Consider the following 14,188-nt stretch of genomic DNA (forward strand, 5'->3'; position numbering starts at 1 on the left):
AATTCCCTCCTAACCCAGAAGCTCTTCGACGGATTTTCCGCGCAGTTTAGCCACGTCTTCAGCACGCTTCAAACGGGACAAACCTTCCAAAGTCGCATTGACCATGTTCATGGAATTCGAAGAACCCAGAGATTTTGTCAAAATGTCACCCACACCAGCAAGTTCGAGAACCGCACGTACAGGACCACCAGCGATAACACCAGTACCTTCAGATGCTGGTTTCAACAGCACGCGTCCTGCGCCGAACTTACCTGTTACCAAGTGAGGAATCGATGTTCCTACGAGTGGAACGTGTACAAGGTTTTTCTTAGCGTCTTCAATACCTTTGCGAATTGCATCAGGTACTTCGCCCGCTTTACCGATACCAGCTCCAACCCAGCCGTTGCCGTCGCCGACTACAACCAGTGCGCTAAAGCTGAAACGGCGTCCGCCTTTTACTACTTTAGCTACGCGATTAATATTTACAACTCTTTCAGTCAGTTCCAAAGTATTCGGATCTACACGCAAGTCGTTAACCTCCTTTTGAAAAATATCTTAAAACTCAAGTCCTGCTTCACGAGCCGCTTCAGCCAATGCTGCGATACGACCATGGTACAGATAACCACTACGGTCAAATACGATGTTGGAAACACCTTTATCTTTCGCACGTTTAGCAACGAGTTCGCCAACTTTACGAGCTGATTCAACAGATGCACCATTTTGAATGTCGCTGCTCAATTCTTTGTCTACGGTAGACGCGGAAGCGATTGTTACACCAGCTACATCATCGATGATTTGAGCATACATATGTTTACCAGAACGGAATACGTTCAAACGTGGACGTGCTGCCGTTCCTTGGATTTTCTTACGAACACGAAGGTGTCTTTTCAGACGAGCCTTATTTTTATCTGGTTTCGTAATCATCTCAGGGATTCACTCCTTTCAGGTTACCTCGCTGGCTTCAAAGCAGAAGCCACGGGGTATATTAGAAACACACGAAGCAAGCAAGCCGAAAGCCGCGCAAAGGCGGTAAGAGAAATCTTATTTCTTCTTACCGGCTTTACCTTCCTTACGGATGATACGCTCGCCTTCATATTTAATACCTTTACCTTTGTACGGCTCAGGTTCACGAACGGAACGAATTTTAGCAGCGTAAGCTCCTACGCGCTCTTTGTCGATTCCGCGAACGATGATTTTCGTATTCGAAGGAACTTCGAATTCGATTCCCGCTTCCGGTGTAATTTCAACCGGGTGAGAGTATCCAACGTTCAGAACGATTTTATCTCCGGATTTGCTTGCACGATATCCGACCCCAACCAGCTCCAGAGATTTTGCGAATCCTTCAGTAACGCCGCTCACCATGTTGTTTACAACGCTGCGCGTTGTGCCGTGCAAAGAACGGTGAGTTTTGTTATCGGAAGGACGCACAACTGTAATTTCGTTGTTCTCAACTGTAACCTTCATGTCTTTATGAAGTTCACGAGTCAGAGTTCCTTTTGGTCCTTTTACCGTAATAACGGTGTTGTCCAGTGTGATGTCCACACCACTTGGTACTGTAATTGGTTTGCGACCAATACGAGACATATGTTGCACCTCCTATCTTGTGACGTTATATTACCAAACGTAGCAGACTACTTCGCCGCCGGATTTTGATTGACGAGCTTCTTTGTCAGTCATGATACCTTTGGATGTTGAGATGATCGCGATTCCCAGGCCACCAAGTACACGAGGTACTTCGTTGCTTTTCGTGTAAACACGAAGACCAGGTTTACTGATTCTTTTCAGACCAGTGATAACGCGCTCGTTATTTTGACCGTATTTCAGGAAAACACGGATAATCCCTTGTTTGTTATCATCGATAACTTCAGCATCACGGATGAAACCTTCACGCTTCAGGATATCGGCGATTTGTTTTTTCATTGTCGAAGCAGGCATTTCTACTGTTTCGTGGCGAACAGTGTTCGCGTTACGAATACGAGTAAGCATATCTGCAATTGGATCAGACATAGTCATTGTGAGTTAACCTCCTTCCCGTTCAGGACTTTTTACCAGCTTGCTTTTTTCACGCCAGGGATCTGGCCTTTATAAGCTAATTCACGGAAGCAAATTCTGCAAATTTTGAACTTCTGCAGTACCGAATGTGGACGTCCGCAACGCTCACAGCGTGTATAAGCACGTACTTTAAACTTTGGTGTACGTTGTTGTTTAACTTTCATCGAAGTTTTTGCCACTTAGCCTGACACCTCCTAAATAATTTCGGAGAAAAGGGAGTCTTTCCAGACACCCGGAAACGTTATGCCAACATTATTTAACGAAAGGCATTCCCAGTTGCGTGAGCAACTCACGGGACTCTTCGTCTGTTTTCGCCGTTGTTACGATGACAATATCCATACCGCGGACTTTGTCTACTTTATCATACTCGATCTCTGGGAAGATCAATTGCTCTTTAAGACCCAGTGTATAGTTACCACGACCATCAAAAGCTTTGCTTGATACACCGCGGAAGTCGCGGACACGTGGAAGTGTTACGTTAAGCAATTTATCGAGGAAGTAGTACATACGCTCGCCGCGCAATGTCACTTTCACACCGATAGGCATGTTCTCACGCAGTTTGAAACCTGCGATAGATTTTTTAGCACGAGTGATTACAGGTTTTTGACCTGCGATCAGTTGCAAATCGTTTACTGCGGAATCCAACACTTTGGAGTTTTGGACAGCGTCGCCCACACCCATGTTGATAACGATTTTCTCGATTTTCGGCACTTGCATTACCGTTGTATAGTTGAACTTCTGCATCAAAGCAGGAGCGATTTCTTGCAGGTAACGTTCTTTCATTCTTGATGCCATGAATCATAGCCCTCCTTTCTCATTCGGTTCAATTAGTCGATAATTTCTCCGGAACGTTTAGCAACGCGCACTTTCTTTCCGTTATCCAACACTTTGTAACCAACACGGGTTACTTTTCCGCTCTTTGGATCGATGTGCATTACGTTTGAAACGTGAATCGGAGCTTCCTTCTCGATAATGCCGCCTTGCGGATTTTGCTGGTTAGGCTTCTGGTGTTTTTTCACCATGTTAACACCTTCCACAAGGACGCGGTTCTCACGAGGATAAGCAGCGATGACACGGCCTTTTTTACCTTTGTCTTTACCGCTGATCACCATAACCGTATCTTCCTTTTTAACGTGAAGTTTGTTGTTATGGGATTCCAGAACTTTTTTCACTCTTGGCATTTCGTACACCTCCTGTTTCTAACATCACGAGATTAAGCTTTAGATAACTTCTGGAGCCAAGGAAACGATTTTCATGAAATCTTTGTCGCGAAGTTCACGAGCAACAGGTCCGAAAATACGTGTTCCACGAGGGCTTCTGTCGTCTTTGACAACAACCGCTGCATTTTCATCAAAACCGATGTAGGAACCGTCTTTACGACGTATAGAACGTTTAGTACGAACGACAACCGCTCTAACTACATCACCTTTTTTGACAACGCCGCCTGGTGTTGCTTGTTTTACAGAACAAACGATCAAGTCACCGATTTGAGCTGTACGACGTCCAGTACCGCCGAGTACGCGGATACACATCAATTCCTTCGCGCCGGAGTTGTCGGCTACAGTCAATCGTGTAAATGGTTGGATCATTTAGAATTCCTCCTTTCAGCTATGCTGTATATGCATTAGATGATAACCGCTTTTTCTACGACTTCAGTAAGTCTCCAGCGTTTATCTTTCGAAAGCGGACGAGTCTCCATGATTTTCACCGTGTCACCGATTTTCGCAGTGTTTTCTTCGTCATGCGCTTTGAACTTTTTAGTAACCTTAATGCGCTTATGGTACAATTTGTGGTTTTTGTAGGTTTCTACAGCAACAACAATCGTTTTATCCATTTTATCACTGACTACTTTACCAGTTTGCACTTTACGTGCGTTACGTTCTTCGCTCATTGTTGGCCTCCTTCCTGATTACGGACGGATTATATATCCGACCCTAATTAACCGATTCCCAATTCTCTTTCACGGATAATGGTTTTAGCACGAGCTATTTCTTTCCGCACATCACGGATTCGAGTCGGGTTATCCAGCTGACCGGTAGCGAGTTGAAAGCGGAGGTTAAAGAGTTCTTCTTTAAATCCGGCAATCTTTTGCTCGATTTCAGCAGAGGTTAGGTTGCGAAATTCACTAGCTTTCATTTGCTTCACCACCCAATTCTTCACGTTTCACGAACTTCGTTTTGATTGGCAGTTTGTGAGCGGCAAGACGCATTGCTTCGCGTGCAATCTCCTCCGGTACACCAGCAAGTTCAAACATGATCTTACCTGGTTTCACTACTGCAACCCATTTTTCTACGTTACCTTTACCGCTACCCATCCGAACCTCGAGAGGCTTTTGAGTGATTGGTTTGTCAGGGAAAATCTTGATCCAGACTTTACCACCACGTTTGATGTAACGAGTCATCGCAATACGAGCCGCTTCGATTTGACGGTTCGTAATCCAAGCCGGTTCCGTAGCTTGCAGACCGTATTCGCCAAAGTTCAGCGTAGTTCCGCCTTTAGCTTGGCCTTTCATATGTCCACGTTGTTGCTTACGGTGTTTTACACGTTTTGGTACCAACATGATTAGTTGCCTCCTTCCTTAGCAGCTTGTTTCTTAGCCGTAGGAAGAACCTCTCCACGATAGATCCATACTTTTACGCCGATACGTCCGTAAGTAGTATGAGCCTCTGCTGTACCATAGTCAATGTCAGCACGCAGTGTGTGCAGTGGAACAGTTCCTTCGCTGTAGCCTTCAGAACGTGCAATCTCAGCTCCGCCAAGACGTCCGCCTACTTGAGTTTTAATACCTTTTGCGCCAGAACGCATAGTTCTTTGAATAGCTTGTTTCAGAGCACGACGGAAAGAAACACGACGTTCCAATTGTTGTGCAATGCTTTCTGCTACCAGGACTGCGTCCAGGTCTTGGTTCTTAATTTCAGAGATGTTAATGTGTACTTTTTTACCGCCAGCAATTTTCGTAATTTGGTTACGAAGATTTTCTACTTCAGATCCACCTTTACCGATTACCATACCTGGTTTCGCTGTGTGAATCGTTACGTTTACGCGGTTAGCCGCTCTCTCGATCTCAACACGAGACATAGCGGAGTCTTTCAATTTATTTTTCAGGAATTCACGAATTTTCACGTCTTCCATCAAAAGATCGCCGAAGTCTTTGCCTGCATACCACTTAGATTCCCAGTCACGGATAACTCCGACACGGAGTCCGACTGGATTTACCTTTTGGCCCACACGTTTCCCCTCCTTTTACTTTTCAGATACCACCAAAGTGATGTGGCTAGTACGTTTGTTAATACGACTTGCACGTCCCATTGCACGAGGGCGGAAACGTTTCATTGTCGGTCCTTGGTTCACGTAAGCTTGCGAGATAACCAAGTTATTAACATCCAAAGAATAATTATGTTCCGCGTTCGCAATAGCGGAGTTGAGCAACTTCTCAACGATTGGAGAAGCAGATTTCGGAGTGTGACGGAGAATGGCAACCGCCTCACCTACTTGCTTGCCGCGAATCAAGTCAACAACGAGTTGAACTTTACGAGGAGCAATCCGGATAAACTTAGCATGTGCTTTTGCTTCCATTGTGTAACCTCCTCTCAAACATTAAAGATGTTCATTTATCTTCTTGTTTTCTTATCATCATCAGTATGGCCTTTGTACGTACGGGTTGGAGCGAACTCACCCAGTTTGTGTCCGACCATGTCCTCAGTTACATACACTGGCACGTGTTTACGACCGTCGTAAACGCCAAATGTGTGTCCGATGAATTGTGGGAAAATTGTAGAGCGACGGGACCAGGTTTTGATAACGTTCTTCTTGCCTGATGCTTCCATCTCTTCTACCTTCTTGAGCATGTAGCCATCAATGAATGGCCCTTTTTTCAAACTGCGACTCATGTGGAGATCCTCCCTTCAAACATAGCTTTTATGCATCCGTAGATGCCTCACGAAGTTATGCACAGTGTGTATTACTTCGTGCGGCGACGGATGATGTATTTATCAGAAGCTTTATTTTTCTTACGCGTTTTGAAACCAAGAGTAGGTTTACCCCATGGTGACATTGGCGATTTACGTCCGATTGGAGCACGACCTTCACCACCACCGTGAGGGTGATCGTTAGGGTTCATTACCACACCACGAACTTCAGGACGTTGTCCCAACCAACGGCTACGACCGGCTTTACCGATTTTGATAAGCTCGTGGTCTTGGTTACCAACAGATCCGATTGTCGCGCGGCAAACTTTTAGAATACGACGAACTTCTCCAGAAGAGAGACGAACGGAAACGTATTTTTCTTCTTTACCAAGCAACTGAGCTTCTGTACCAGCAGCACGAACCAATTGTCCGCCTTTACCTGGTTTCAACTCGATGTTGTGGATAACGGTACCTACTGGAATGTTTTCGAGTGGCAGTGCGTTACCGATTTTGATGTCTGCTTCAGGTCCGGAGAATACTTGATCTCCAACTTTCAGACCTTTAGGAGCGATGATGTAACGTTTCTCACCATCAGCATAGTGAATCAAAGCGATGTTAGATGTACGGTTCGGGTCATACTCAATTGTAGCAACGCGGCCCGGTATTCCATCTTTAGTACGTTTGAAGTCAATGATACGGTATTTACGTTTGTGTCCACCACCATGGTGACGAACTGTAATTTTACCTTGGTTGTTGCGGCCTGCTTGTTTGCTCAAAGGGCCAACAACGATTTCTCCGGCTTATCTGTGGTGATTTCCTCAAATGTAGAAACGGACATATTCCGTCTTGCCGGGGATGTTGGTTTATACTTTTTGATTGGCACTGGGTTTCCCTCCTTACTTCAACAATTTCAATTATACAGTTTCGAAGAACTCAAGCGTTTTGCTGTCTTGTGTCAGCGTTACAAACGCTTTTTTCCATTCGCTAGTATATCCGGAATAACGTCCGTACCGTTTCGGTTTAGCTGGAACACGAAGTGTGTTCACGTTTTTCACTTTTACGTTGAAAATAGCTTCTACCGCTTTTTTGATCTCGGTTTTGTTTGCACGGATATCGACTTCAAATACATATTTCAAGTCGTTCATCATGTCAGCAGTACGTTCCGTAATAATCGGACGTTTTACAATATCACGAGGATCCTTCATTACGCGAGCACCTCCTCTACCTTCTGAACTGCTTCTTTCGTAATGATCAGTTTGTCGTGCGCAAGCACGTCAAGAACATTAATGCCGTCAGCAGCTACGAATTTCACGCCTGGAATATTCCGTGCGGAAAGAGCTACATTATCATCATAGCTAGGTGCTACGATCAAAGCTTTGCGTCCTACTTTGAGGTTGTTCAAAATAGCTGCAAATTCTTTAGTTTTAGGCGTGCTCAATGCGAGAGCATCCAAAACGATAATGTCATTGTCAAGCACTTTGGATGAAAGAGCTGATTTGATCGCCAAACGGCGAACTTTCTTAGGCAGTTTGTACGCATAGCTCCGTGGTGTCGGACCAAATACGATACCGCCGCCTTTCCATTGTGGAGAACGAATTGAACCTTGACGAGCGCGACCTGTACCTTTTTGTTTCCAAGGCTTACGTCCACCGCCACGTACTTCAGAACGTCCTTTTACTTTGTGGGTACCTTGACGAAGGGAAGCGCGTTGCATAAGAACTGCATCGTACAGAACGTGTTGATTCGGCTCAATTCCGAATACAGCATCATTCAATTCAACTTCACCTACTTGGCTACCATCTACATTGTAAACTGATACTTTTGGCATTTTGTGTTCCTCCTTTCTTCAGTGGTTATTTTTTCACCGTTTCTTTAACTCTAACAAGGCTATTCTTCGGTCCAGGAATGGATCCTTTTACGAGAATTACATTACGCTCAGCGTCTACTTTAACAACTTCAAGACGTTGGATTGTAACAGTCTCATGTCCCATGTGTCCTGGCAAGTGTTTGCCTTTAGGTACGCGGTTAGCTTGGATCGAACCCATTGAACCCGGGCCACGGTGGTAACGCGAACCGTGTGACATAGGTCCAGTGCTTTGTCCCCAACGTTTGATAACGCCGGCAAAACCTTTACCTTTTGAAATACCCGTTACGTCAACGAACTCGCCTTCAGCGAAAATGTCAGCTTTCAATTCTTGGCCAACTTCATATTCCGCGATGTTGATGCCGCGAAGCTCACGAACGTAGCGCTTAGGTGCAGTATTCGCTTTTTTAGCGTGTCCTGCTTCTGGCTTGTTAGCATTTTTCTCTTTCTTATCGGAGTAACCGATTTGAACTGCTTCGTAGCCATCGTTCTCAATATCTTTCTTTTGCAAAACAACACAAGGTCCTGCTTCGATAACCGTTACTGGAACTACGTTACCTTCAGGGGTAAACACTTGAGTCATTCCAAGTTTTTTTCCTAAGATACCTTTCATGTTGACACCTCTTTTCCTTTATACGTGGTCTTTGTTACTATATATTACAATTTAATTTCGATATCTACACCGGACGGCAGATCCAAGCGCATCAAGGCATCCACTGTTTGTGGAGTCGGGTTAACGATGTCGATCAAACGTTTATGTGTACGTTGCTCGAACTGTTCCCGAGAATCCTTGTACTTGTGCACCGCACGAAGAATAGTAATGATTTGTTTTTCAGTAGGAAGCGGAATCGGACCGGATACACCTGCACCCGAACGTTTTGCTGTTTCAACAATTTTCTCCGCGGATTGATCAAGAATTCTGTGGTCGTAAGCTTTCAAACGAATACGAATTTTTTGCTTTGCCATTTTAGTCCCTCCTTCTATCGCCCAATTTTTTATCGGACATACTCCGTGAAAATTTTCTAGCCACCGCCTCATGGCAAAGGGGCCGGGTGTGCCAGTAACCTCTCACATCATCGCAACGTCTCAGAACAACATTCATTATTATATAGAAAAAATGGGCGTATTGCAAGCATATTTAAAAAAAACATTTAAACTAATCTTTTCTGATGAAATGAGTTCGTTTATTGTAGGTGTTTTTCTTCTATATCCATGCTGCCTAGCCTATTATTCTACACTATAAATGGTGTTCAATTTTAAGAGACGCAGGTTCCGAACGATTACATAATAAAAGAGTTCTTTATCCGATGTCGGATAAAGAACTCTTCCGAAGCTTCGTTACAGTACAATGTTACTCGTTCCAGTACACTGTTGCATATACTCATTTAGCACTAGGCTAAATTATTATTTTTGGATTGTAGCTACGGAACCCGCACCAACTGTACGTCCACCTTCACGAATAGAGAACTTAGTTCCTTCTTCGATCGCGATTGGAGAGATCAGTTGAACAGTAACCGTGATGTTGTCACCAGGCATTACCATTTCAGTACCTTCTGGCAAGTTGATGATACCAGTTACGTCAGTTGTACGGAAGTAGAACTGTGGACGGTATCCAGTGAAGAAAGGCTTGTGACGGCCACCCTCTTCTTTAGTCAAAACGTAGATTTGTGCAGTGAATTCTGTGTGTGGTTTAACAGAACCCGGTTTTGCAAGTACTTGACCACGCTCGATTTGAGTACGGTCAACACCACGCAACAATGCACCGATGTTGTCACCCGCTTGAGCGGAATCCAACAATTTACGGAACATCTCAACGCCCGTAACTACGGATTTTTTAGTTTCTTCAGTGATACCAACGATCTCGATCTCTTCGCCGACTTTAACAGTACCACGCTCTACACGACCTGTAGCAACGGTACCACGACCAGTGATGGAGAATACGTCCTCGACAGGCATCAAGAAAGGCTTGTCTGTTTGACGCTCAGGAAGTGGGATGTAAGTATCGATTTCTTTGAACATCTCAACGATTTTTTGAGCCCACTCACCATCAGGGTTTTGCAGAGCTTCACGAGCGGATCCACGAGTGATTGGAGTATCGTCACCTGGGAACTCATATTCGTTAAGAAGGTCGCGAACTTCCATCTCAACCAATTCCAACAACTCTTCGTCTTCAACCATGTCACATTTGTTCAAGAAAACAACAATGTAAGGTACGCCTACTTGACGGGAGAGCAAGATGTGCTCACGAGTTTGTGGCATTGGGCCGTCAGCTGCGGATACTACCAAGATAGCTCCGTCCATTTGTGCCGCGCCAGTGATCATGTTTTTAACATAGTCGGCGTGACCTGGGCAGTCTACGTGAGCGTAGTGACGAGTGTCAGTTTCGTACTCAACGTGTGCTGTGGAGATTGTGATACCGCGCTCGCGCTCTTCTGGAGCTTTGTCGATTTGGTCGAATGCTACAGCAGCACCACCGTAAGTTTTGGACAATACAGTTGTGATTGCAGCAGTCAGAGTTGTTTTACCGTGATCGACGTGACCGATAGTACCGATGTTAACGTGGGGTTTATTACGTTCGTATTTAGCCTTTGCCATTTGAACGTGGCCTCCTTAAAATTATAATTTTATGTTTTCACTGAATGAAGTGCTCAGAACCAAGTTCTTATGCACTTGCATCCAGTGTGAGAAAACTACTCGGTGCCTTTAGTTTTAGCAACGATTTCTTCTGCGATGCTCTTAGGAACTTCTTCATAGTGAGAAAGCTCCATGGAGAATACGCCGCGTCCTTGAGTACCAGAACGAAGAGTTGTAGAGTAACCAAACATTTCAGACAAAGGTACCTTAGCACGGATGATTTGAGCTCCACTGCGGGAATCCATACCTTCGATGCGGCCACGACGGGAGTTCAACATACCCATTACGTCACCCATGTACTCTTCTGGAACGGTTACTTCTACTTTCATGATTGGCTCAAGAAGAACTGGTTTACACTTGTCTTTCGCTGCTTTCAGCGCCATAGATCCGGCAATTTTAAATGCCATCTCGTTGGAATCGACATCATGGTAAGATCCGTCTACAATTGTAGCCTTAACGTCTACAAGCGGGAAGCCTGCAATAACGCCGTTTTTCATTTGCTCTTCAATCCCTGACAGTGCTGGTTGAATGTATTCTCTTGGTACGGAACCACCGACAATTTTACTTTCGAATTGGCTACCTGTACCCGGCTCGAGAGGTTCGAATTCAACCCATACGTGACCGTATTGACCACGACCACCGGATTGACGTACGAATTTACCTTCAACGCGCGCTGGAGCACGGAATGTTTCACGGTAAGCTACTTGTGGTTTACCCACAGTAGTTTCAACCTTGAACTCACGACGCATACGGTCGATGATGATATCAAGGTGAAGCTCACCCATACCTGCCAAGATTGTTTGGCCTGTTTCTTCATCAGTATGCGCACGAAGAGTTGGATCCTCTTCAGTCAACTTACCGAGAGCTACACCCATTTTATCTTGGTCAGCTTTGGTTTTAGGTTCAACAGCGATTTCGATTACCGGATCAGGGAAGTTCATTGACTCCAAGATAACCGGGTGTTTCTCATCACATAGTGTATCACCTGTACCTGTATCTTTCAAACCTACAGCAGCTGCAATGTCACCGGAGTAAACTTCAGTGATCTCTTGACGGCTGTTTGCGTGCATTTGAAGGATACGACCGATACGCTCACGTTTGTTTTTAGTTGCATTCAATACATAAGAACCGGATTGAAGAACACCGGAGTATACGCGGAAGAATGTCAATTTACCAACGTAAGGGTCAGTCATGATTTTGAATGCCAATGCGGAGAATGGCTCTTCATCGGAAGACTTACGAACTGCCTCAGTTCCATCTTCAAGGAGACCCTTGATTGCTGGAACGTCGATAGGAGCTGGCAAGTAATCGATAACAGCATCCAACATCAGTTGAACACCTTTGTTACGGTATGAGGAACCACAGATAACTGGGAAGATCTTAACTTCTACTACACCTTTACGGAGAGCGGCTTTGATCTCATCAACAGTGATTTCTTCGCCTTCCAGGTATTTCATAGTCAATTCTTCATCAAGTTCTGCAACACGCTCAATCAATTCGTTGCGGAGTTCTTCGACTTGATCTGCAAATTCCGCAGGAATTTCGGTTTCTTCAATATCTTGTCCAAGGTCATCTTTGTACATATGAGCCTTTTGTCCAACGATATCAATGATACCTTTGAAATCATTTTCAGCGCCGATTGGAAGTTGAATCGCAACAGCGTTCGCTTGAAGGCGATCACGCATGTCAGATACAACGTTCAAGAAGTCAGCACCGATGATATCCATTTTGTTTACATATGCGATACGAGGTACGCCGTACTTGTCAGCCTGTCTCCATACGGTTTCGGACTGAGGCTCAACGCCTTCTTTCGCACTGAATACACCAACTGCTCCGTCCAATACACGAAGGGAACGTTCAACTTCAACAGTGAAGTCAACGTGTCCCGGGGTATCAATGATATTAACGCGGTGGCCTTTCCAAGCAGCGGTAGTCGCAGCGGAAGTAATCGTAATTCCGCGCTCCTGTTCCTGTTCCATCCAGTCCATTGTCGCAGCGCCTTCGTGAACTTCACCGATTTTGTGCGTACGGCCTGTGTAGAACAAGATCCGCTCAGTTGTCGTGGTTTTACCCGCATCAATATGAGCCATGATCCCGATATTACGTGTATTTTTCAAGGAGAACTCTCTAGCCATGAAATGGGTCTCCCTTCAAAATTGAAGTTATTTTTTATGAACTGAATCCTACCAACGGTAGTGAGCAAACGCTTTGTTCGCTTCAGCCATTTTGTGTGTGTCTTCACGTTTTTTAACGGAAGCGCCTGTGTTGTTGGAAGCATCGATGATCTCAGCCGCCAAACGCTCTTCCATTGTTTTCTCACCGCGGTTGCGGGAGTAGTTTACGAGCCAACGTAATCCCAGAGCAGTACGTCTCTCTGGTTTTACCTCGATTGGTACTTGGTAGTTGGCACCGCCGACACGGCGAGCTTTAACTTCCAGGACTGGCATGATATTTTTGATAGCTGTCTCAAATACTTCCATCGGGTCATTACCCGTGCGTTCTTGGATCAACTTGAACGCATTATACAGAATGCTTTGAGCAACACCGCGTTTTCCATCGAGCATGATGCGGTTGATCAAACGAGTAACCAACTTGGAGTTGTATACCGGATCTGGCAACACGTCTCTTTTTGTAACTGGACCTTTGCGTGGCATGGATATCCCCCTTTCTTTCTTGTTAAGCAGTCCCTGTACCTCCCAGAACTATGCCAGAAGGCTTTCAGGATTCCCGCTTATATGTGGTTTAGGCTTTTTTAGCTTTTGGACGCTTAGCACCGTATTTAGAACGAGCTTGCATACGGTTGTTAACGCCTGCAGTATCGAGAGCTCCACGAACGATGTGATAACGAACCCCTGCAAGGTCTTTTACTTTACCTCCGCGGATCAATACCACACTGTGCTCTTGAAGGTTATGTCCGATTCCCGGGATATAAGCAGTTACCTCGAGACGGTTCGTCAAACGAACACGGGCATATTTACGAAGTGCAGAGTTCGGTTTACGTGGAGTCATTGTACCTACACGAGTGCAGACACCACGTTTTTGTGGGGCACTGATGTTAGTGGATTCACGTTTCAAAGCGTTGAATCCTTTTTGCAAAGCTGGTGATTTTGACTTATCAACTTTAGCTTGACGTCCTTTACGAACCAGTTGGTTAATAGTTGGCATGTGATTGCCACCCCTTCCTCAATTATTCATGTTTCTTTATAAACCTCTTTTCGCTAAGTCCACAGACCCAGGCGGTTCATAAAAAGACAAATGAAAAGTTTTTGCCTTGGAGAATCACTAATAGTTCTCGGACAAAAACGTTCCTTACCTTATGATTTTACGACTGCAGCCATTGCTGCCCCTACTCCAATCCCGCAAGCTTTGCCGAGATTTTTCATTGTGTCCACTTTCGTGTACTTCACATTGTGTTGTTCACACAAGGCAATGATTTTGGAAGTAAGCTGCGGATCACTATCTTCAGCCACATAGACTTCGGAAGCCATACCTGTCTGAACCATCCGCGTGGTCTGTTTGGTACCTATTTTGACATGAGCATCTTGCAAGCCTTTTTCATTAGACATTGTTCATTCCTCCGAATAGGACTAAATACAATCATCTACTCACGCACCTTTGATATATTAGCATCTAGAACAAACATTGTCAATGCTAATGCCAAAAGATTTTATCAAAAGTTTACGTACGTCAGGATCGTCCATCTGTATCAAACAAACGTCCAATCCCTGACGTACAAAACCTTCAATTCTCT

At 44.8% G+C, this 14,188-nt stretch carries 23 protein-coding genes and 1 pseudogene; all 24 read right to left on the reverse strand.

Features of this window, described 5'->3' with window-relative positions:
- Window positions 1-9 precede the first annotated feature (9 nt).
- A complete protein-coding gene (rpsE, locus tag DMB88_RS26330; RefSeq protein ID WP_017692091.1) occupies window positions 10-507 on the reverse strand; it encodes a 30S ribosomal protein S5 in 498 nt (165 codons plus the stop codon).
- A 27-nt stretch (window positions 508-534) separates the two neighbouring features.
- Entirely contained in the window at window positions 535-903 is a 369-nt protein-coding gene (gene rplR, locus DMB88_RS26335; protein ID WP_105406974.1) for a 50S ribosomal protein L18, read from the reverse strand.
- Between the two features lie 117 nt (window positions 904-1,020).
- Window positions 1,021-1,563: a 50S ribosomal protein L6 gene (gene rplF, locus DMB88_RS26340; protein ID WP_017692089.1), complete on the reverse strand. Its 543-nt coding sequence runs from the start codon at window positions 1,561-1,563 to the stop codon at window positions 1,021-1,023.
- A gap of 30 nt (window positions 1,564-1,593) precedes the next feature.
- On the reverse strand, window positions 1,594-1,992 hold the full coding sequence (rpsH, locus tag DMB88_RS26345; RefSeq protein ID WP_017692088.1) for a 30S ribosomal protein S8: 399 nt from the start codon (window positions 1,990-1,992) through the stop codon (window positions 1,594-1,596).
- A gap of 32 nt (window positions 1,993-2,024) precedes the next feature.
- A complete protein-coding gene (locus DMB88_RS26350) occupies window positions 2,025-2,210 on the reverse strand; it encodes a type Z 30S ribosomal protein S14 (RefSeq protein WP_013312154.1) in 186 nt (61 codons plus the stop codon).
- A 73-nt stretch (window positions 2,211-2,283) separates the two neighbouring features.
- Entirely contained in the window at window positions 2,284-2,826 is a 543-nt protein-coding gene (gene rplE / locus DMB88_RS26355; RefSeq protein ID WP_128103676.1) for a 50S ribosomal protein L5, read from the reverse strand.
- A 32-nt stretch (window positions 2,827-2,858) separates the two neighbouring features.
- Window positions 2,859-3,212: a 50S ribosomal protein L24 gene (rplX, locus tag DMB88_RS26360; protein ID WP_017692086.1), complete on the reverse strand. Its 354-nt coding sequence runs from the start codon at window positions 3,210-3,212 to the stop codon at window positions 2,859-2,861.
- 39 nt (window positions 3,213-3,251) lie between these two features.
- Complete coding sequence (gene rplN, locus DMB88_RS26365; RefSeq protein WP_056697703.1) at window positions 3,252-3,620, reverse strand: 50S ribosomal protein L14; 369 nt, start codon at window positions 3,618-3,620, stop codon at window positions 3,252-3,254.
- Window positions 3,621-3,655: 35 nt separating this feature from the next.
- Window positions 3,656-3,922 carry a 30S ribosomal protein S17 gene (gene rpsQ / locus DMB88_RS26370; RefSeq protein WP_056697701.1) on the reverse strand — a complete coding sequence of 89 codons (267 nt, stop codon included), beginning with the start codon at window positions 3,920-3,922 and terminating at the stop codon, window positions 3,656-3,658.
- A gap of 47 nt (window positions 3,923-3,969) precedes the next feature.
- Window positions 3,970-4,167 (reverse strand): 50S ribosomal protein L29, encoded by a 198-nt coding sequence (rpmC, locus tag DMB88_RS26375; protein ID WP_017692083.1) that lies wholly within the window; start codon window positions 4,165-4,167, stop codon window positions 3,970-3,972.
- Window positions 4,157-4,591, reverse strand: coding sequence for a 50S ribosomal protein L16 (gene rplP / locus DMB88_RS26380; protein WP_017692082.1), 435 nt, complete (start codon window positions 4,589-4,591; stop codon window positions 4,157-4,159). Before rplP ends, rpmC begins: the two co-directional genes overlap by 11 nt.
- Before the next feature lie 2 nt (window positions 4,592-4,593).
- Window positions 4,594-5,259 carry a 30S ribosomal protein S3 gene (gene rpsC, locus DMB88_RS26385; protein WP_056697698.1) on the reverse strand — a complete coding sequence of 222 codons (666 nt, stop codon included), beginning with the start codon at window positions 5,257-5,259 and terminating at the stop codon, window positions 4,594-4,596.
- Window positions 5,260-5,274: 15 nt separating this feature from the next.
- A complete protein-coding gene (rplV, locus tag DMB88_RS26390) occupies window positions 5,275-5,607 on the reverse strand; it encodes a 50S ribosomal protein L22 (protein ID WP_024633583.1) in 333 nt (110 codons plus the stop codon).
- Window positions 5,608-5,642: 35 nt separating this feature from the next.
- Window positions 5,643-5,921: a 30S ribosomal protein S19 gene (gene rpsS, locus DMB88_RS26395; protein WP_056697694.1), complete on the reverse strand. Its 279-nt coding sequence runs from the start codon at window positions 5,919-5,921 to the stop codon at window positions 5,643-5,645.
- 71 nt (window positions 5,922-5,992) lie between these two features.
- Window positions 5,993-6,822 (reverse strand): annotated as a pseudogene (rplB, locus tag DMB88_RS26400) (50S ribosomal protein L2).
- A 31-nt stretch (window positions 6,823-6,853) separates the two neighbouring features.
- The gene (rplW, locus tag DMB88_RS26405) at window positions 6,854-7,144 is read right to left on the reverse strand and encodes a 50S ribosomal protein L23 (RefSeq protein WP_024633586.1); all 291 of its coding nucleotides are present in this window, start codon (window positions 7,142-7,144) and stop codon (window positions 6,854-6,856) included.
- Complete coding sequence (gene rplD, locus DMB88_RS26410) at window positions 7,144-7,767, reverse strand: 50S ribosomal protein L4 (protein ID WP_056697690.1); 624 nt, start codon at window positions 7,765-7,767, stop codon at window positions 7,144-7,146. The genes rplW and rplD overlap by 1 nt, the downstream gene beginning before the upstream one ends.
- A gap of 25 nt (window positions 7,768-7,792) precedes the next feature.
- A complete protein-coding gene (gene rplC / locus DMB88_RS26415) occupies window positions 7,793-8,416 on the reverse strand; it encodes a 50S ribosomal protein L3 (protein WP_128103677.1) in 624 nt (207 codons plus the stop codon).
- Window positions 8,417-8,460: 44 nt separating this feature from the next.
- A complete protein-coding gene (gene rpsJ, locus DMB88_RS26420; protein ID WP_017692074.1) occupies window positions 8,461-8,769 on the reverse strand; it encodes a 30S ribosomal protein S10 in 309 nt (102 codons plus the stop codon).
- Between the two features lie 438 nt (window positions 8,770-9,207).
- Complete coding sequence (gene tuf, locus DMB88_RS26425; protein ID WP_056697684.1) at window positions 9,208-10,398, reverse strand: elongation factor Tu; 1,191 nt, start codon at window positions 10,396-10,398, stop codon at window positions 9,208-9,210.
- 95 nt (window positions 10,399-10,493) lie between these two features.
- Complete coding sequence (gene fusA / locus DMB88_RS26430; protein WP_128103678.1) at window positions 10,494-12,572, reverse strand: elongation factor G; 2,079 nt, start codon at window positions 12,570-12,572, stop codon at window positions 10,494-10,496.
- Between the two features lie 48 nt (window positions 12,573-12,620).
- A complete protein-coding gene (rpsG, locus tag DMB88_RS26435) occupies window positions 12,621-13,091 on the reverse strand; it encodes a 30S ribosomal protein S7 (protein WP_056697679.1) in 471 nt (156 codons plus the stop codon).
- Window positions 13,092-13,179: 88 nt separating this feature from the next.
- Entirely contained in the window at window positions 13,180-13,602 is a 423-nt protein-coding gene (rpsL, locus tag DMB88_RS26440; RefSeq protein ID WP_056697677.1) for a 30S ribosomal protein S12, read from the reverse strand.
- Window positions 13,603-13,751: 149 nt separating this feature from the next.
- On the reverse strand, window positions 13,752-14,003 hold the full coding sequence (locus tag DMB88_RS26445; RefSeq protein ID WP_128103679.1) for a ribosomal L7Ae/L30e/S12e/Gadd45 family protein: 252 nt from the start codon (window positions 14,001-14,003) through the stop codon (window positions 13,752-13,754).
- Window positions 14,004-14,188 lie beyond the last annotated feature (185 nt).

Origin of the sequence: Paenibacillus sp. DCT19, assembly GCF_003268635.1 — a bacterium.
Taxonomy (GTDB): domain Bacteria; phylum Bacillota; class Bacilli; order Paenibacillales; family Paenibacillaceae; genus Paenibacillus.